Here is a 17,035-nt window from a genome sequence, read left to right as displayed (position 1 = left end):
AGCCAGACCCGGTGGTCGCCGTGCAGCAGTACCGGGGCGACCTCGCCGTACTCGGCGCGCAGCTTCTCGTAGAGGCCCGCCGGGTCGGCCTCGGCTTCCGGGCCGTACAGGCGCCGCAGGCCGCCGGGGCCGATCGGCTCGATGCCCCGGCCGTGGGCCGGACAGCCGGGCGGCGGGACGGGGGCGGCGTCGGGGAACGGGGTGGTCACAGGATCTCCGGTCACGAGGTACGGAAGGGAGTGGGGGAGTCAGCCGACGCGCGGGGCGGCGAGCTCGTACAGGTAGCGCATCAGCGTCATCAGGGTGTCCCGGCTGGAGTGGCGGCTGCGCGCGTCGCAGGCGACGATCGGCACGTCGGCCGGCAGGTCGAGCGCCTGGCGCAGCTCGTCGAGCGGGTAACTCGGCGCCTCCGGGAAGCCGTTGACGGCCACCACGAAGGGCACACCACGGTCTTCCAGCCGCCCGATCACCTCGAAGCTGACCTCCAGCCGACGGGTGTCCACCAGCACCACGGCGCCGAGCGCGCCTTCGAACAGGCCGTTCCAGAGGAACCAGAACCGCTCCTGCCCGGGGGTGCCGAAGACGTACAGCACGAGCTTGTCGCTGATGCTGATCCGGCCGAAGTCCATGGCCACCGTGGTCGAGGTCTTGCGTTCGACCCCGGTCGGGTCGTCCACGCCGACGCCGGCCTGGGTCATGGTCTCCTCGGTGGTCAGCGGGCGGATCTCGCTGATCGAGCCGACCAGGGTGGTCTTGCCGACGCCGAAGCCGCCGACGATCACCACCTTGACCGCCGTGCTGACGGTGTCCGGCAGCAGGTCCGCGCTCGCCGGGCCGACGACCGTGTCAGAGCCGCTGAAGTCCATGGATCACCGCCTCCAACAGGGCACGGTCGGGGAGTTCCGCCGCCGGGACGGCGGCGCGGGCCTCGATCAGCCCGTCGTCGAGCAGGTCCGCCAGCAGGACGATGACCACGCTCGTGGGCAGTTCGAGATAGGCGGAGACCTCCGCCACCGAGAGCGGGGAGCGGCACAGCCGCAGGATGGCCGCGTGCTCGGGCTGCATGGCGGGGGTCGGCTCCGCCCGGGAGACGATCAGGGTGACCAGGTCGAAGACGCCCGGCCCGGAGGGGCCGCTGCGGCCTCGGGTGATCACGTAGAGGCGATCGGGCTCGGGTCCGTCCCAGCCGCCCTGGTCGGCCGTCATGTCACCGCCTCACTGAGCTCGTTCATGTGTCCGCCCCACCGCCGTACCGGGCCGGGGGCCGCTTCACGCGACCGCCTCGGGGTTGCGCGGCGGCGTGGAGAGGTGCTCGCCGATCCGGTCCACCAGGTCGCGCATCTGGTGGCTCACCAGCCCGGCGTCCACGCCCTCGTCGGCGAGCACCGCGAGGAAGGCGCGGTCGCCGGCCGACATCAGGTAGAAGTAGCCGCCGTCCACCTCGATGACGACCAGCCGCATCGAGCCGTTGCCGTGCGGGAACTCGTGCCCGACCGCGGCGGCCAGGCTCTGCAGCCCGGCGCAGGCGGCGGCGAGGCGGTCGGCGGTGTCCGGGTCGGCGCCGTACTGGGCGATCCGCAGGCCGTCGGCGGACAGCACGATGACGTGGCGCACGTACGGGACGCTGTGTGCGAGGTCGTTGAGGATCCAGTCCATGTTGCTGCGGTGCGGAATCACTGCTCGCCTTTCCCTGCCGTCTCTTCACTGGTCTGTCCGGCACTGCTCTGCTCGGCACCGCTCTGTCCGGCCGGACTCGCCGACCCGCCGGTGCCCTTGTAGCCGTCCATGAACGCCTCCAGCCACAGGCCGGGCTTCTTGGCCGGGCCTGGTGCCTGGGCCGCCGGGCCCGCCGCCGGCCCCGCGGTGGGGCCGTTGGGCTGGGTGGCGCGCGGCGGGGGCGTGGCGAAGGCGGCCCGCCCGGTCGGCCGGCTGCGCCGGCGCTGCGGCAGGCCGTTGGCCGTCCGCTCGGTGACGATCACCTCGTCGTCCCCGGCCCCCGGGCCGGAGGGCCCCCAGGGGTTGGTCGAGCCGTAGGACGGACCGACACCGGAGGACGGCGCGGCGTTCCGCGCGCCCCAGGGCCGGGAGGGGGCCGCGTGCCGGGGCGGGGTCGCCGGGAGCGGGCGCGGGCCGGAGAAGGCGCCGATGCCGTGCGCCCGCCCGGTCGGGGGAGCGGTGGTGAGCAACTCCTGCGGCACGACCAGCACCGCGCGCACGCCGCCGTACGCGGAGCGGCGCAGCGACACCTGGAAGCCGTACGCCTGGCAGAGCCGGCCGAGGATGGCGAAGCCCAGCCGGGGGGACTCGGTGAGGTCGTCGAAGTCCTTGGAGACCATCGCCTCGCGCATCGAGCGCTCGGCGCGGACCCGGGCCTCGTCGGTGAGTCCGAGGCCGCCGTCCTCGACCTCGATCGCTATCCCGCTCTGCACCTCGGAGGCGCTCAGGTGGACGTGGGTGTGCGGCGGGGAGTAGCGGGTGGCGTTGTCGAGCAGCTCGGCCACCGCGTGGATCAGCGGTTCGACGGCCGGGCCGGTGACGGAGATCTGGGCCACCGGGTGGAGGTCGACCCGCTGGTACTCCAGGATCCGGGACATGCCGCCGCGCAGCACGCTGTAGAGCGCGATCGGCCGGGTCCACTGGCGGCCGGGCCGGGCGCCGGAGAGGACGGCGATGGAGTCGGCGAGGCGGCCGACCAGGGCGTTGCCGTGGTCCAGGCGCAGCAGGTCGTCGAAGACCGCCGGGTCGTTGCCGTGCCGGTCCTCCATCTCCCGCAGGTCCTTGGCCTGGCGGTGGATGATCGCCTGGACCCGGCGGGCCAGGTTGACGAAGGCGCGCTCGGCGGAGTCGCGCCGGCTGACCTCGTCGTCGACGGCCTGGGCGATGCCGCGCACCACCATCTCCACCGAACCGCGGAACTTCCGGGAGAGCAGTGGGTTCGGTCGCTCGAAGGGCTTGAGCAGCACGTCGATGGAGGAGCCGTACCGGGCGCCGCCGACCACCCTGCGCAGCTCGGCCGAGGCCAGCCGCTCGATCTCGTCCTCCTGGCCGGCCAGCTTGCGCTGCAACTCGTCCACCCGCCGGGTGTGTTCGTCGCGCAGTTCGGCGAGGGCCCGGCCCCGGCGGGCGGACTCGGCGGTCACCACGGCCACCAGCACGGTGGCGGTGGCCCCGCACCACAGCACCTCGGCCCGGGCCCCGACGGACACCACCACCGCGGCGGCCGCCACCGCCGCCGCCGTGACGGCGGTGGGCAGCAGCCAGCCGAGCAGAGGCGCGGGGCGCCGTCTGGTGGGTGACGATCCAGCTCGAAGCATTCGGCATCCTCAAACGATCGGAACAGAACGGGGACGGGCGACGACCGGCTCCGGAGGCGTGGTGCTGCAGCATAGCCAAGTTCAGGACAATCCTGACGGAAGCTCAAAAATACTGTCCGTCAACCGACTTGTGGCAACTTGCCGGACATGGCAGACATCTCGCACACCAGTCGCAGTCCGGGTCGACCACCGCCCGGCCACCAGGCTTCTCGCCCCGGAGCGCCCGCACCGGCAACCCGGCCAGGATTCGCTCATGTGAAGGGTTTCCGGCCCAAGTTGCCGCGCGTGGTGGTGAGTTCGTGCTAAGTGCCGCTCGCGGCGGCCCGCCGTCACTCGTGCGGGGGGCCTCGGGCCTGCGCCCGGCGTGGCGCAACACTCGTTGCCCTCGAAGGCAATGGGTGTTGACGATTCGCATGCCCGGTGCCTACAGTGCGGGGCCATGAACACGGACGATCTTGGTCAGCGGGTGGCGGACGATGTGGCCGACGGGGGAGGACTGGACGGCCTGCGGCGGCTGTCAGGGGTGATCGCGGCCCTGGAGGAACGGCGTACCGGACTGGTCGAGGAACTGCGGCGCGGAAAGACGGCGACCTGGGAGGAGATCGGCCGGGCCTGCGGAATGACCCGCCAGGGAGCGACCCGGCGCTGGGCCGGGCGACTGCAGGCCCGTTCCTTCGGCGTCGCCGCCGACTCCTACCAGCACGGCCGCCCCGGCTACCCGCAGGCGCTGATCGGCTCGGCGGTGCCGCGCGAGGCCCGCAAGGTGCTCGATCTCGGCGCCGGAACGGGCAAGTTGACCCGGCTGCTGGTCGAAGCCGGCCTGGACGTGGTCGCGGTCGAACCCGACGAGGGCATGCGCGCCCGGCTCGCCGCCGCCGTACCCAAGGCGGCCGTCCGGGCCGGCTCGGCCGAACACGTCCCGCTGCCGGACGGCAGCGTGGACACGGTGGTGGTCGCCCAGGCCTGGCACTGGTTCGACCAGGCGGCCGCCGTCCCCGAGATCGCCCGGGTGCTCGCCCCCGGCGGAACGCTCGCACTGGTGTGGAACGAACGGGACGAGTCCCAGCCCTGGGCCGCCGAACTCGGCGCCCTGATGCACCGCTCCACCCGCCAGCGGATCGACACCGCGCCGCTGCTCCCGGCCCCGTTCGGCCCGCCCGAGCGACTGGAGATCCGTTGGGAGCACCCCACCACCCCCGCCGGGATCATCGACATGGTCGCCTCGCGCAGCTACGTCATCGCCCTGCCCGAGACCGAGCGCGCCCGCCTGCTGGCCGACGTCGAGCAGCTGCTCGCCACCCACCCGGACCTGGCCGGCCGGGAGCGGATCGCCATGCCGTACGTGACGAGGTGCACCCGTGCCCGTCTCGGCTGAGCCCGTGACCGTCCGCCGCCTGGGTCGGGCGGACGCCGAACCGTACCGGGCCTTCCGGCTCACCGCCCTGCGCGAGACGCCCAGCGCCTTCACCTCCAGCCACGCCGAGGAGAGCGCCAAGCCGCCGGCCGACACGCTCCAGCGCCTGGCCGAGGCCGAGGACGGGCCGGGCGCCCTGCTCGGCGCCTTCAGCGGCGACGGCACACTGCTCGGCACCGCCGGACTGCGGGTCCACCGGCGCGACCAGGAACGGCACAAGGCCACCCTGTACGGCATGGCGGTGGCGCGCGCCGCCGGCGGGCGGGGGATCGGCCGCGCCCTGGTCGAGCGGGTGCTCGCGACGGCCGCTGAGGACGGGCGGCTGCGCCAGGTGCTGCTGACCGTCTCGGAGGGCAACGAACCGGCGCTGCGGCTCTACACCTCCTGCGGGTTCGAGGTGTGGGGTCGGGAGCCGCGGGCCGTCCTGGTGGACGGGCGGGCGGTGGTCAAGCTGCACATGGTGTGCCTGCTGGACCGACGCGGGGTCGGGCCCGGCCATCCGGTTGCGCCGGGCGGCCCGCCCGGCTCTGATCACCCGGCATCGTGCCGACCGATCCCGGACTCGCCAACGCTGAGGGGCTGACAATTGTCATGGTGCGACGGTGTGCCAGCACACTGCCGGGCGGGTCGGCCCCGCGGCCACGATGGGGGCATGACCTCAACCGATCTGCACCACCCCGACACCCGTCGGGCCTTCCGCACCGTCCGGCGATTCGTGACCGTCTACCTCGGCCTCAGCGTCCTGACGCTGGCGGCCGCATTCGCCCTCCGCTCCCACACCGACGTCGTGACCCCGGCGGTCTGGATCCGCGGCACCATCGTCGTGGCCAGCGCCGCCGTCACCCTGCTGCTCGCCGTCCGCGCGGCCGGCGGCTCCCGCGGCGCCTTCCGGCGGCTGCGGATCCTCTCGGCCGTGATGATCGCCGCTATCGTCGCGATCATCGCCGTGCCGGGGACCTTCCCGGTCTGGATGAAGATCGAACAGGGCCTGTGCGGCGTCGCGCTGCTGGGTGTGGCCGTGGTGATCAACGGACGGCAGCTGCGTACGCTGTTCGCCACGCTCTGACAGGGGGACGCGAGGGTGATCGACCTCGACCATGAGACCGCGCCGAGCCCCGCCCACCAGTGGGCGGGGGGCTGGCGGCGGCTCCTGCTGGGCACCGGGATGCTGGTCTTCCCGGCACTCACCGCCGTGGCCCTGGCCGGCGACGTCTCGGGGGCGGCCACGGTCGCCGGGTACGCCGTGGTCGCCGCGTTCTGCCTCTGCTACGTGCTCACCGCACTCGCCCTCGGACGCGGCCAACGGCAGTGGATCAAACCGCTGTTGGTGGTGATGACCGTCCTGTTCCTCGCCGCACTGCCGTTCGCCCACGGGGACGCCTTCTACCTCGCCACCGTGATCGTCTCGGAGATCGCGGTGGTCTGGCGGAAGTACGCCGCCCGGGCGGTGACCATCGGTACACTGGCCGCGCTGCTGCTGCCCTGGGCCGTACCCGCCTGGCACACCGGGCCCGGCGGATTCCAGGCGCTGGCCCTGCTGTTCACCGCGCTCACCTGCGGCGCCTTCGCCGAGATCGCCGCCACCAACAAGGCCCTGGTCGCCGCCCGGGCCGAGGTCGCGCGGCTCGCCTCCGAGGCCGAACGCAACCGGATCGCCCGGGACCTGCACGACCTGCTCGGGCACTCGCTCACCGCGATCACCGTCAAGTCCCGGCTCGCCCAACGCCTGGCGGGCAAGGATCTGGAGCACGCGGTGGCGGAGATGGCGGCCGTCGAGACACTGTCCCGCCAGGCGCTCTCCGACGTGCGCGGCGCCGTCACCGGCTACCGCGAGGTGAGTCTGGCCGGCGAGGTGGCCCGCGGCCGCGAACTGCTGCGCGCCGCCGGGGTGGTGGCCGACCTGCCCCGGGCCGCGGACGCGGTCGGGCCGGAGCACCGCGAACTGTTCGGCTGGGTGGTGCGCGAGGGCATCACCAATGTGGTCCGGCACGCCCGGGCGGCCCGCTGCTCGGTGGCCCTCACCGCCTCCTCGGTGGAGATCCGCGACGACGGTACAGGCGGTGGCGGTGGCGGAGCCGGGGTCGGCGTCGGGGTCGGGGTCGGCAAGGGCCTGACCGGCCTGCGGGAACGGGTCGCGGCGGCGGGCGGTACGGTCGAGGCCGGCCCGCTCGACCCGCGCGGGTGGCGACTGCTGGTCACCGTCCCGCAGTCCGACACCGACACGGACACCGACTCCGGCCCCGGTTCCGCCTCCGAAGGGACGACATGACGATCCGCCTGCTGCTCGCCGAGGACCAGGAACTCGTCCGCACCGCGCTGCGCGCCCTGCTCGACCTGGAGGACGACTTCGAGGTGGTCGCCGCCGTCGGACGCGGCGACCAGGTCGCGGAGGCGGCCCGCGAGCACCGCCCGGACGTCGCCCTGCTGGACATCGAGATGCCCGGACTGGACGGCCTGGCGGCCGCCGCGGTCCTCGCCCAGCAGGCCCCCGGCTGCCGGGTCGTCATCCTCACCACCTTCGGCCGCGCCGGCTACCTGCGCCGCGCCATGGAGGCGGGCGCGCTCGGCTTCGTGGTGAAGGACGCCCCGGCGGAGATGCTCGCCGACGCCATCCGCCGGGTCGCGGTCGGGGAGCGGGTGGTGGACCCGGAACTCGCCGCCGCCACCCTCGCGGCCGGCGCCTCCCCGCTCACCGCCCGCGAGCGCGACGTCCTCGACGCCTCCCGCTCGGGCGCGGGAGTCACCGAGATCGCCGGAAAGCTCTACCTCTCCGAGGGCACGGTCCGCAACTACTTCTCCTCCGCCATCGCCAAGACCGGCACCCGCAACCGCACCGAGGCCCTGCGCGTCGCCGACGAGCGCGGCTGGCTCTGACCCGCTGGTGACGCCATCGGGTGCCTGTCGCCGAAATGGCGAATACGGTGACCGACCGCCCGTCGCACCGTTAGCTTGACGGTGTGAATCATGATGAACAGTTGCTCCACGCCTCGTCGTTCGGTGCGGCGGCGGCCGCCTACGCCGAGCACCGTCCGGACTACGCGCAGGACGCGGTGCGCTGGGCGCTCGCACCTGCGCCCGGCCCGCGCGTGCTCGACCTCGGTGCCGGAACCGGCAAGCTGACCGCCACGCTGATCGCGATGGGCGCCGAGGTCATCGCGGTCGAGCCCGACCCGGCGATGCTCACCGAGCTGCGCCGTTCGCTGCCGACCGTCCGCGGCCTGTCGGGCAGCGCCGAGTCGATCCCGCTGCCGGACACCTCGGTCGACGCCGTACTGGTCGGCAACGCCATGCACTGGTTCGACATGGCCGTCGCGGGGCCGGAGATCGCCAGGGTCCTCGCACCCGGCGGCGTCCTGGCCGGCCTCTGGAACCTGATGGACGACCGGGTCGACTGGGTGGCCGGGCTCGCGGACGTCAGCGGGAGCGCGGCCATCGGCCCGCGTGACACGCCCGCCAGTTGGCGCGTCCAGACGGCCGGAGCGCACCTTCCGCAGAACGGCGGGCCCGCCCGGTTCGGCTCGTCGGAGCAGGTCGAGTTCCCGCACGGGCAGCGCCGCACCGCCGACTCGCTCGTCGCGACCCTGGCGACCCGAGCGGGGGTGCTGGTCCTGCCGGAGCGGGAACGGGACGCCCTGCTGGGCCGGATCCGCGAGTTCCTCGCCGGTCGACCGGAGACCGCCCACGGCGAGTTCACCCTGCCGATGCTGACCGGCGTGCTGCGCACCCGGCGGCTGTGAGGCGTCGCATCGACAGCGGAGTCCGTCAGAGCCGGCTGCGAAGATCACGCCCATGGATTCCGCCGACGCCCTCGCCGACCTCGACGCCCACCCCTGGGCCTCCGTCTCGCACGCCTACGGTCCCGCCGAGGACCTGCCCGACCTGCTGCGTGCCCTCGCCGAGGGCGGCGGGGACGCCGAGGAGGCGATCTCCGAGCTGTACTCGTGCATCCTCCACCAGGGCACGGTGTTCCCCGCCAGTGTGGACGCCGTCCCGTACCTCGCCCGGATCGCCGCCGCCGCCGAGTTCGGGGCGGCCGAAGTCCTCTGCCTGCTGGGCGGATTGGCCGAGAGCGAGGACGAGTGGGGGATCACGCCGGGCGCCGTCCGGGCCGCTGTGGCCGCCCAGATCCCGGTGCTGATACCGCTGTTGGCGCACGAGGAGGCGGACGTCCGGTCGCTCGCCGCCTGGACGGTCGGCCACACCCGGGACACCGAGGCCGCCCCCGCCGCCCTGCGGAGCCGCTGGGTGGCCGAGGCCGACCCCGGCGTCCGGGCCGAACTGCTCATCGCCCTCGGCCGCGTGGACCTCTCCGGTGCCACCATCGAGGCCCGCGCGCTGCTCGGCGAGTCCACGCCCGCGCCGCTGCGACTGGCAGCGCTCCACGTGACCCTGGACGCCGAGGAACCGTGGACCGACGCCCACCACGATGCCGCCCTCGGCGTTCTGCCCTCGGGTGAACTCACGGTCGACCGGTACGGCATGCATCGCCGCACGGCACTGCACGCGGTCGTCGACGGCCTGCTGGGCCGGGGGACCGAGACCGACCGCGAGAGCGCCTTCGCGCTGCTGGACGCCGCTCTGCGCGAAGAGCGCGCCGAGGTGCGGGCCGAGGCGGTCGACGCAGCCGACCACGCCTGCCACCTCTCGCGCAGCGCCCCCCGGCGGCTGGTCCCGGCCATCGCCCCGCTCGCCGCCGAGCACCCGGCGTCGACCCTGCTCGGCAAGCTCGGCCCGGCCGCCGCCGAGGCCGCGCCCGTCCTCGCCGAACTCGCCGCCCAACCGGACGACGAGGCGGCCGACCGGGCGCTGGCCGTACTCGTCCGCATCGCGCCCAGGCAGGCCGCCCCGCTGCTGGCCCGGGACCTCGACCGGCGCCCCCGCGCACTCGACGCCGCGGGCGACTACCACGGCCCCGCCTTCCCCTTCGACCCGGCGCTGCTCACCGCCGTCCGCGCGCGGCTGGCCGCCGACGGTCTCGGCACCAACGAGACCATCGACCTGGTCCACCTGCTGTGCCAGTGGGGTCCGCGGGCCGCCGCCGCGCTGCCCGAGCTCTACGCGGTGTTGCCCCGATGTCAGTACGCGGCTACCGCCATCGCGGCCGTCGCCGCCGACAGCCCGCAGGCCGAACGCGAGCGGGCCGGCGCCGTCCTGCGGGCCGCCACCGGGTTCCTCGCGGCCCGCGCCCACCACACCCTCACCGGCGAGACCGACGTCCTGCTTCGCGCCGCCACCGAGGGACTGACCGTCCCGCGCGACTTCGTCGAGGCGGCCCGGGCCGCCGCCGACCTGGGCGCGGTCGCCACTGGGCTGCTCCCCGCCCTGCGCGCGGCGGTCAGTGAGGACGCCGAGCCGACCACCCCGCAGCTGGACGGCGACATCGCCATCGCCACCGCTCTCTGGCAGATCACCGGCGACGCCGAGGAGGCGGTCACGATCCTCGCCTCCGTCCTGGACCGTACGGCCGGCAACCAGCTCTGGTACCGCTGGACCGTCGTCCGCACGCTCCGCGCGATCAGGAACCTCGGCGCGGCCGCCCGGCCACTGGTCCCGCGCCTGGAACACCTGCTCGCCGACCCCGAGAAGGCCTCCGCCGCCGCCCTCGCCCTGCTGGACGTCGCCGACCCCGACACCGTCGACCTCGACCGGCTCGTCGAGGCGGCCCTCCACTCCGCCGAGACCGGAGCGGACGTCGCGGGCGCCTGCGAGGCCCTCCAGAGTCTCGGCGCCGCCGCGCTGAGCACCCACCAGCGCCTGCGCGTCACCGAACTCGCCGAGAGGGACCGGCGCATCGTCGGTTTCGGCCTCACGAACAGCATCGTCCGCGAGGACGATCGGCTGCGCGCCGTTCTGGCAGGCAACTGAACCGTGCGTCGGGGCGGTCGACTAATCGATCGCCGCCCCGGCCCGCTTCCGAATAGCGTGCTGTCGGATGGATCTGAACGAAGCTGTGATCGCCGGGGACGCCGCCACCGTGCGCTCCCTGCTGGAGGACGGTGCCGACCCGAACGCCCTTGGTCCGGACGGTCTGCCGCTGCTGTGCGCCGCCGTGGCCGGGTTCGACTACGGGACGGCCGAGGCCCTGGTGGAGGCCGGTGCCGATGCCGACCGCGAACTGCCGGACGGTACGACCCCGCTGCTGCGGGCCGTCGACCTCGGCTCCCCGGCGCTGGTCGGGGCCCTGCTCGGCAGCGACTCGGGCGCCGGACTGCCGGAGACCTCCCGGCGTCGGTTGCTCGACTCGGCCCGGCACTGGTGGGAGGTCGGCGAGGAGGAGGAACTGCGCCGCCGTACCGGGGCGTCCGGCCCGGCCGTCCGGCGATGGGTCGAGGACGAGTACACCGACGTCGAGGAGGTCTCGCTCGGCGACCTGACCGTGCGGGCCGGCCACAGCGGCGTCCTCACCGCGCTGGAGCAGGCGTTCGGCATCGCGGCGCCGGTGGCGGAGCTGGTCGCGCGGGCCGTCCCGTACCCGGAGGCGTGCCACGCCAACTGGTCCGCCGCCTGCTTCGCCCTCGGCGGGCGCTCGACCCCGCAGGACTGGTCGGAACTGGTCGCGCTGCGCCACCATCCCGATCCGGTCCACCGGCGGCTGCTCGCGGACGTTCTGGGGTGCCGTCACTTCTTCGCCGGCCACCGGGCCCGCCCGGACACGGACCGAGACGTGGAGTTCCTGGCGGACTGGGTGCTCGACGAACCGGACGGCCGTGTCCTCGCCGTGGTCCTGGAGGTCTACACCGACTGGGGCCACGCCGGGCAGGAGGCGGTCGGACTCCGGTACGCGGACCACGCCGATCCGCGGGTGCGGAGCGAGGTGCCGCACTGCCTGAGCCGGGACGGGATTGCGCCGAGCGAGGCCGCCACGGCCGCCCTGCTGGCGCTGTCGTACGACCCCGACCCCGCTGTCCGGGCCGTGATCGCCCAAGTCCCGGGATATCCTGGTGAGTTCACCCCGAACTTCCGGGCAGCGCTGCTCAGGCTCATCCAGGACCCCGACCCCGGTGTCCGTGCCCGGTCCGCCGAGACCCTCTCCGCGTCCCCCGACCGTACGCCCGAAGTCACCGAGGCCCTCGCCGCTCTCCTGGACGAGGAGGACCAGCTCATGCGTCTGGAGGGCGCGTGCGCCCTGGCCCGCCGTGACGACCCGCGCACCGAGGAGGCGTACGAGCGGGTCGGCCCGCTCGGACCCGGGTTCGGGATTGACCACCGGGTGAACGCCCTCTGGCACTACCGTTCCCGCAACCGGCTGTCCTGACCGTCCGGATCGTCGAGCCGGGCCGCCGTTCCGATCGGTTCCGATCGGTTCCGATCGGGCCTCGGGCGGCCGCACAGGGGTGGCGGCCGCCCGAGGAGTCCGTCACGCCAGGCGCAGCACCAGCTTGCCGGTGTTCTCGCCGCGGAACAGCATGCCGAGGGTCTCCGGGAAGTCGTCCACGGTGCCCTCGACCACGTGCTCCTTGACCTTGATCCGGCCGTCGCCGATCCAGCCCGCGAGCTCGGCGGCCGCCTCCGCGTAGCGGCGGGCGTAGTCGAAGACCACGAAGCCCTCCATGCGGGCCCGCCGCACGAGCAGTGACAGGTAGTTGGACGGGCCCTGCACGGCGTTCTCGGTGTTGTACTGGCTGATCGCGCCGCAGATCACCACGCGGGCGTGCATCGCCAGCCGGGTCAGCGCGGCGTCCAGGATCGGGCCGCCGACGTTGTCGAAGTAGACGTCGATGCCGTCCGGGGCGTGGGTGCGCAGCGCCTTGCGGACGTCCTCGGCGTGGTAGTCGATCGCCGCGTCGAAGCCGAGCTCGTCGGTCAGCAGCGCGCACTTCTCCGGACCGCCCGCGATCCCGACCACCCGGCAGCCCTTGATCTTGGCGATCTGCCCGACCAGGGTGCCGACGGCCCCGGCTGCGCCGGAGACCACCACGGTCTCGCCCTCCTTGAGCGCCCCGACCTCCAGCAGCCCGAAGTAGGCCGTCATCCCGGGCATCCCGAGCGCCCCGAGGTACGTCGACAGCGGAGCGAGCGCGGGATCCACGGTGAGTGCTCCCTTGCCGTCGGACACCGCGTACTCCTGGACCCCGAAGGTGCCCACCACGTGGTCGCCGACCTGGAACTTCGGGTGGTTGGACGCGATGACCTCGACCACCGACCCGGCCCGCATGACCTCGCCCAGGCCCACCGGCGGCAGGTACGAGGGCCGGTCGTCCAGCCAGCCGCGCATGGCCGGGTCGAGCGAGATGTACCGGGTCCGCCCCAGGAACTCGCCGTCGCCCGGCACGCCCACGGGCTCCTCGCCGTGCGCCCAGTCCTCCGCCCGGACCTCCCCGACCGGTCGGCGGGCGAGGCGGATCTGACGGTTCACTCCGGTCATGGCATCTCCTGGGGCGTGCTCGGGTTCAGCAGGGCAGGGACATGAGTGTAAGCAAGCGCTTAGTCATCTGACCAGGCCTGGTCAGGGTTCCCTGTCGACCAGCTCCTGGTCGTAGGTGGCGAGGATCGACTCCATCAGTCGGCGGTCCGGGCGCCCGGAAGCGGCGAGGGCGGCCGCCTCGATGAAGAAGTGCTCGAAACCGGCCGGGGTCAGGGTCACCAGGATAGTGGCCGGGGTGTCGCCGATCGCGGTGAAGGAGTGCGGATGGGTGCGTGGCACGTGCATGAACCCGCCCGGGCCCGCCTCGATGACCCGGTCGTCGCAGCGCAGCCGGAACGCTCCGCTGACCACGTGGAAGGTCTCGTCGTGGCCGCGGTGCAGGTGCAGCGGAGCGCCCTCGCCGGGCTGGAAGGTGGACTCCAGTACGGCCAGTGAGCCGCCGGTCTGCTCACCCGTCAGCTTGATCACGTACGGGCCGCCCGGTACGTGGAAGCGGCCGCCGCACCCGGGCGGCAGGATGACCGGTTCGCGGTGTGCCTCAGCCATGGCCGAACTCCTTCCGGTGGCGCTCGGCCCAGGTCCGGAACGTCGTCGCCGGACGGCCGGTCAGCTGTTCCACCGTCGGGGTGACGGTCGCGGTGAACGGCTCCAGCGAGGCGGCGCGCAGCGCCGTGATCGCGTCCGCCATCTCGGGCGAGACGCCGTGCCCGAGGATCGTGTCCCGGGCGGCCGCCGGTGACACCTCGGTGAAGGCGAGCGGCAGGCCCAGCACCTCGGCCAGCGTCGCGACCATCTCACCGGGCGAGAGCGCCTGCGGGCCGGTCAGCAGATGGGCCCGGCCGTCGTGCCCGTCCTCGGTCAGGGCGCGGGCGGCGACGGCGGCGATGTCCGCCGGGTCGATGACGGCGACCCGTCCGGCGGCGAACGGCGCCTCGACGACGGCGGTCGCGCGGATCGGCCCGGCCCAGGCGAGGGCGTTGGACATGAAGCCCATCGGCCGCAGGAACGTCCACGCCGATCCGGCGTCCAGGACGGCCTGTTCACCCGTCTGGTGCCAGCGCGGGACGGGATCGGCGGCGCGCGGATCGGCGACCCGGCCGGAGGACAGCTTCACGACGGCGTCGACGCCGGCCCGGGCGGCCGCGCGGGCGAGGTTGGCGTCATGGCGGGGGATGTCAGGCCCGTCGGAGAGCAGGAACACCCTCCGGACACCGCGGAGTGCGGCGGTCAGCGAGTCCGGCTCGCCCAGGTCCGCGTGGACGACGTCCACGCCCTCGGGCAGTGCGGCCCGGTCGGGGCGGCGGGTGACGGCGCGCACGGGCGCGCCGAGGGCGGTCAGCTGGTCGACGAGGGCGCGGCCGACCGTGCCGGTCGCGCCGGTGACGAGTATCACGGGGTCCTCCGGGAGTTTCAGTCGTTCCGTTCGAGGGAGTTGAGCAGGTCGTCATGCCAGGCGAGGTCGGCCCGCAGCCGGGCCAGGCAGTGCTCGAAGATCCACGGTTCGAGCCCGGTCAGATCCGGCTCGGCGGCCTCGAACTCCGCCTCGAACAGGGCGATCTGACCGGCCACCGCCTGTCGGCGCGCGGCGACCGCCTCGACCAGTTCCGCGCCCGAGAGGTCCGAGGTGTACTGCAACGCCAGGTCCACCGGATCGGGCAGCAGCCGCACCCTGCGCAGCGCCGCGTCCCGCAGGGCGGTCAGCTCCTGCCGCCCCCGGTCGGTGATCGCATAGACGGTCCGCTCCGGCGGATTGCCCACCTTCTCGCTGCGGACCACCTCGACCAGCCCGTCCCCGGCCATCCGGTGCAGAACGCTGTAGAGCGACCCGGGCTTGACGTCCGTCCACAGCTCGGTCCGGTCCAGCTGCGCTGCCTGCCGGATCTGGTAGCCGTGCATCGGGCCGCCCCGGGCGAGGGCGCTGAGTGCGAAGAGTCGAGAAGTGCTCACGTTGGTAGTCAAACACGAGTATCGGAGGGTAGTCAAACGCGACTATGGCTGCATAGGGACCCGTTCGGCGTAGCGCGCGGTGGCGGCGACGCGGCGTCGGTACTTCTACCGGCGGGCAGCCCCCGAGCGCGGAGGTCCGGCGCCGGAAGGAGAACAGCAAGTGAGTACAGCGCACGTTGGGCCCGGCGACTACAGCCAGGTACCGAACCCGGAGCAAGCGCTCAAGTACGCGATCCAGCACATCGTGGGCGATCGCGTCGAGATCATCGAGGGAGTCATCACCCCCGTGTCGCCAACCTGGGCGCACGAACGCGCGTTCGACTTGATCCGCGAACAGATCGGACCGCGCATGCGCGAGCTGAGTTTGCGGGCGGGTTCCGGCAATCTCGACCTGCCGGGGACGGAGAACTTCTACGTGCCCGACCTGGCAGTCGTACCGGCTGAACTGGCCGAGGCAGAGGGCGCGTTACTGCCCGAACAGACGGTCCTCGTCGTAGAGGTCACTTCCCCCTCGAACGGCGACACGGACCGCACCGTGAAGCGTCGTCGGTATGCGCAGTTCGGTGCGCCGCTCTACCTGCTGGTGGACCGTCAGGAGCGGACCTGCCTGCACCCTGTTCTCGCAGGCCGGCGGACTCGGTTACACCCTGGCCGAGGGGCCGCATCCGTTCGGCGTTCCGGTGCGGCTCCCTGAGCCCTTCCAACTCGACCTTGACACCGCCGAGTTCTGAACCGTTCCGTTGGGCTGATCGGAGGTGACTCGGGGCGCCGCCCGGCTGGGTCTGGTTGCGGCTCAACTCGCCGAGATCGCCGAGGTGTTGGTGGGGGCGGTGGGGTGCATGCCCGCGACGGGTCGGCCGCTCAGCCCTGTCCGGGAGTCGACGGCGTCCACCCGAGGGCGGGCCCGAGCCGGGTGGCGAGGTCGGTGAGGATCTGCACGTAGTCCTCGTGCTCGAAGCTGAACGGTAGTGCGACGGCCACCTCGTCCACCTCGCGGAATCCGGCGTGGGCGTGCAGTCGTTCGACGAGCTCCGCGGAGCTGCCGACCAGGTCGGGTGCGAAGAGCAGCCGGTTGGGACCCTGCGGGGTGAGGGTGCGCGGGGTGCGGGCGAGGACGTAGGCCTCGTACCTGGCGCGCTGTTCGGGGGTCGCGCTGTCGGTGGGGATGATCACCAGGCCCTGGGAGACCCGGGCCCGCTCGCGGTCGGGGTGCAGGGCGCGGAAGGTGCGGATCTGCTCGGCCTGGATCTCGGCGAAGTCCGGTACGGAATCCGTCTGTTCGGGCTTGACCACGCTGCTGGTGAGCAGGTTGAGCCCGTGCTCGCCGGCCCACCGCGCCGAGCGCAGACTGCCGGCGCCGTACCAGAGCCGTTCGGCCAGGCCGGGGGAGTGCGGCTGGACGCGGCGCGAGTACACCTCGATGCCCTCGGTGCCGGCGAAGTCGGAGGCGTCCTCGCCGCGGACCAGGGCGAGCAGCCGCTCGGCCCGGCGGTAGCCAAAGTCCTCGTCCTCGCCGGTGTCGGGGTAGAGCGCGCCGCGCACCTGCTCGTAGTGGACGGGCGGGCCGACACTGAAACCGGGGTTGAGCCGGCCGCCGGAGAGCAGGTCGACGGTGGCGAGGTCCTCGGCGAGCCGCAGCGGGTTCTCCCAACCGAGCGGGGTGACGGCGGTGCCGAGCTGGATGCGGCTGGTGCGCTGGGTGGCGGCGGCGAGGACGGCGACGGGGGAGGAGATCCCGTACTGGAGGTGGCGGTGGCGCAGCCAGGCGCTGTCGAGGCCGAGCTGCTCGCCGAGGGTGATCAGTTCCAGGGTGGTCTCGTGGCCGCGGCGCGGGTCGGCCTCGTCGAAGAGCCCGATGGTCAGGAAGCCGAGTTTCCGCAGCGGGCGGGGGGAGGGCGGCATGGTGGCGGCTCCGCGTGGGATCGGGCGGCCCCGGGAGGGCCGGTCGGGGGTGGTGCCCGTCGACGGTACGCAGACGGCGCGCGGTGCCACAAG

General features: G+C 73.5%; 17 protein-coding genes and 2 pseudogenes. 9 read left to right on the top strand and 10 right to left on the bottom strand.

What is annotated here, in order from left to right; translation table 11 throughout:
• The 5 genes and pseudogenes from ACFVWU_RS19335 to ACFVWU_RS19315 all read right to left on the bottom strand — a co-directional run.
• Positions 1 to 209 (bottom strand): annotated as a pseudogene (locus tag ACFVWU_RS19335) (cytochrome P450); the annotation flags it as partial.
• A gap of 39 nt (positions 210 to 248) precedes the next feature.
• On the bottom strand, positions 249 to 866 hold the full coding sequence (locus ACFVWU_RS19330) for an ATP/GTP-binding protein (RefSeq protein ID WP_387622185.1): 618 nt from the start codon (positions 864 to 866) through the stop codon (positions 249 to 251).
• Positions 847 to 1,206 carry a DUF742 domain-containing protein gene (locus tag ACFVWU_RS19325; protein ID WP_380616703.1) on the bottom strand — a complete coding sequence of 120 codons (360 nt, stop codon included), beginning with the start codon at positions 1,204 to 1,206 and terminating at the stop codon, positions 847 to 849. Before ACFVWU_RS19325 ends, ACFVWU_RS19330 begins: the two co-directional genes overlap by 20 nt.
• Before the next feature lie 63 nt (positions 1,207 to 1,269).
• Entirely contained in the window at positions 1,270 to 1,656 is a 387-nt protein-coding gene (locus ACFVWU_RS19320; protein ID WP_380616702.1) for a roadblock/LC7 domain-containing protein, read from the bottom strand.
• Between the two features lie 17 nt (positions 1,657 to 1,673).
• Positions 1,674 to 3,314 carry an ATP-binding protein gene (locus ACFVWU_RS19315; RefSeq protein WP_387622181.1) on the bottom strand — a complete coding sequence of 547 codons (1,641 nt, stop codon included), beginning with the start codon at positions 3,312 to 3,314 and terminating at the stop codon, positions 1,674 to 1,676.
• Between the two features lie 439 nt (positions 3,315 to 3,753).
• Here ACFVWU_RS19315 and ACFVWU_RS19310 point away from each other — a divergent pair, with 439 nt between their 5' ends.
• The 8 genes from ACFVWU_RS19310 to ACFVWU_RS19275 all read left to right on the top strand — a co-directional run bounded on the left by ACFVWU_RS19310 (position 3,754) and on the right by ACFVWU_RS19275 (position 11,983).
• Positions 3,754 to 4,689, top strand: a complete 936-nt coding sequence (locus ACFVWU_RS19310; RefSeq protein WP_387622179.1) for a class I SAM-dependent methyltransferase — start codon at positions 3,754 to 3,756, stop codon at positions 4,687 to 4,689.
• Positions 4,673 to 5,311, top strand: coding sequence for a GNAT family N-acetyltransferase (locus ACFVWU_RS19305; RefSeq protein WP_387622177.1), 639 nt, complete (start codon positions 4,673 to 4,675; stop codon positions 5,309 to 5,311). Before ACFVWU_RS19310 ends, ACFVWU_RS19305 begins: the two co-directional genes overlap by 17 nt.
• A 69-nt stretch (positions 5,312 to 5,380) precedes the next feature.
• Positions 5,381 to 5,794, top strand: coding sequence for a hypothetical protein (locus ACFVWU_RS19300; protein ID WP_387622174.1), 414 nt, complete (start codon positions 5,381 to 5,383; stop codon positions 5,792 to 5,794).
• A gap of 15 nt (positions 5,795 to 5,809) precedes the next feature.
• The gene (locus ACFVWU_RS19295; protein ID WP_387622172.1) at positions 5,810 to 6,997 is read left to right on the top strand and encodes a sensor histidine kinase; all 1,188 of its coding nucleotides are present in this window, start codon (positions 5,810 to 5,812) and stop codon (positions 6,995 to 6,997) included.
• Positions 6,994 to 7,602, top strand: a complete 609-nt coding sequence (locus ACFVWU_RS19290; protein ID WP_387622169.1) for a response regulator — start codon at positions 6,994 to 6,996, stop codon at positions 7,600 to 7,602. The genes ACFVWU_RS19295 and ACFVWU_RS19290 overlap by 4 nt, the downstream gene beginning before the upstream one ends.
• A gap of 83 nt (positions 7,603 to 7,685) precedes the next feature.
• A complete protein-coding gene (locus tag ACFVWU_RS19285) occupies positions 7,686 to 8,465 on the top strand; it encodes a class I SAM-dependent methyltransferase (protein ID WP_387622166.1) in 780 nt (259 codons plus the stop codon).
• A gap of 52 nt (positions 8,466 to 8,517) precedes the next feature.
• Entirely contained in the window at positions 8,518 to 10,593 is a 2,076-nt protein-coding gene (locus ACFVWU_RS19280; RefSeq protein WP_387622164.1) for a HEAT repeat domain-containing protein, read from the top strand.
• Positions 10,594 to 10,660: 67 nt separating this feature from the next.
• Positions 10,661 to 11,983, top strand: a complete 1,323-nt coding sequence (locus ACFVWU_RS19275) for a HEAT repeat domain-containing protein (RefSeq protein ID WP_387622161.1) — start codon at positions 10,661 to 10,663, stop codon at positions 11,981 to 11,983.
• A 102-nt stretch (positions 11,984 to 12,085) separates the two neighbouring features.
• On the opposite strand, the gene ACFVWU_RS19270 is transcribed toward ACFVWU_RS19275, so the two are convergent.
• The 4 genes from ACFVWU_RS19270 to ACFVWU_RS19255 all read right to left on the bottom strand — a co-directional run bounded on the left by ACFVWU_RS19270 (position 12,086) and on the right by ACFVWU_RS19255 (position 15,040).
• Positions 12,086 to 13,093, bottom strand: a complete 1,008-nt coding sequence (locus ACFVWU_RS19270) for an NADP-dependent oxidoreductase (protein WP_387622159.1) — start codon at positions 13,091 to 13,093, stop codon at positions 12,086 to 12,088.
• Between the two features lie 81 nt (positions 13,094 to 13,174).
• Positions 13,175 to 13,639 carry a cupin domain-containing protein gene (locus ACFVWU_RS19265; protein ID WP_387622156.1) on the bottom strand — a complete coding sequence of 155 codons (465 nt, stop codon included), beginning with the start codon at positions 13,637 to 13,639 and terminating at the stop codon, positions 13,175 to 13,177.
• Entirely contained in the window at positions 13,632 to 14,486 is an 855-nt protein-coding gene (locus ACFVWU_RS19260) for an NAD(P)H-binding protein (RefSeq protein WP_387622154.1), read from the bottom strand. Before ACFVWU_RS19260 ends, ACFVWU_RS19265 begins: the two co-directional genes overlap by 8 nt.
• A gap of 17 nt (positions 14,487 to 14,503) precedes the next feature.
• Positions 14,504 to 15,040 carry a PadR family transcriptional regulator gene (locus tag ACFVWU_RS19255; protein WP_387622151.1) on the bottom strand — a complete coding sequence of 179 codons (537 nt, stop codon included), beginning with the start codon at positions 15,038 to 15,040 and terminating at the stop codon, positions 14,504 to 14,506.
• Positions 15,041 to 15,200: 160 nt separating this feature from the next.
• On the opposite strand from ACFVWU_RS19255, the pseudogene ACFVWU_RS19250 reads away from it, so the two are divergent.
• A pseudogene (locus tag ACFVWU_RS19250) lies at positions 15,201 to 15,771 on the top strand (Uma2 family endonuclease).
• A gap of 130 nt (positions 15,772 to 15,901) precedes the next feature.
• Here ACFVWU_RS19250 and ACFVWU_RS19245 read toward each other — a convergent pair.
• On the bottom strand, positions 15,902 to 16,942 hold the full coding sequence (locus ACFVWU_RS19245) for an LLM class flavin-dependent oxidoreductase (RefSeq protein WP_387622149.1): 1,041 nt from the start codon (positions 16,940 to 16,942) through the stop codon (positions 15,902 to 15,904).
• Positions 16,943 to 17,035: the final 93 nt, after the last annotated feature.

The organism is Kitasatospora sp. NPDC058190, assembly GCF_042883685.1.
Taxonomy (GTDB): Bacteria; Actinomycetota; Actinomycetes; order Streptomycetales; family Streptomycetaceae; genus Kitasatospora.
Note: the sequence above shows the minus strand (reverse complement) of the source record. Positions and strands in the feature narration are given on the sequence as shown.

Excerpts from the sequence above, each read along its gene's own strand:
- ACFVWU_RS19280 (WP_387622164.1), top strand. The coding sequence starts at position 8,518 with ATGGATTCCGCCGACGCCCTCGCCGACCTCGACGCCCACCCCTGGGCC.
- ACFVWU_RS19320 (WP_380616702.1), bottom strand. The coding sequence starts at position 1,656 with ATGGACTGGATCCTCAACGACCTCGCACACAGCGTCCCGTACGTGCGC.
- ACFVWU_RS19300 (WP_387622174.1), top strand. The coding sequence starts at position 5,381 with ATGACCTCAACCGATCTGCACCACCCCGACACCCGTCGGGCCTTCCGC.
- ACFVWU_RS19265 (WP_387622156.1), bottom strand. The coding sequence starts at position 13,639 with ATGGCTGAGGCACACCGCGAACCGGTCATCCTGCCGCCCGGGTGCGGC.
- ACFVWU_RS19325 (WP_380616703.1), bottom strand. The coding sequence starts at position 1,206 with ATGACGGCCGACCAGGGCGGCTGGGACGGACCCGAGCCCGATCGCCTC.
- ACFVWU_RS19290 (WP_387622169.1), top strand. The coding sequence starts at position 6,994 with ATGACGATCCGCCTGCTGCTCGCCGAGGACCAGGAACTCGTCCGCACC.
- ACFVWU_RS19310 (WP_387622179.1), top strand. The coding sequence starts at position 3,754 with ATGAACACGGACGATCTTGGTCAGCGGGTGGCGGACGATGTGGCCGAC.
- ACFVWU_RS19270 (WP_387622159.1), bottom strand. The coding sequence starts at position 13,093 with ATGACCGGAGTGAACCGTCAGATCCGCCTCGCCCGCCGACCGGTCGGG.
- ACFVWU_RS19245 (WP_387622149.1), bottom strand. The coding sequence starts at position 16,942 with ATGCCGCCCTCCCCCCGCCCGCTGCGGAAACTCGGCTTCCTGACCATC.
- ACFVWU_RS19315 (WP_387622181.1), bottom strand. The coding sequence starts at position 3,314 with ATGCTTCGAGCTGGATCGTCACCCACCAGACGGCGCCCCGCGCCTCTG.
- ACFVWU_RS19330 (WP_387622185.1), bottom strand. The coding sequence starts at position 866 with ATGGACTTCAGCGGCTCTGACACGGTCGTCGGCCCGGCGAGCGCGGAC.
- ACFVWU_RS19275 (WP_387622161.1), top strand. The coding sequence starts at position 10,661 with ATGGATCTGAACGAAGCTGTGATCGCCGGGGACGCCGCCACCGTGCGC.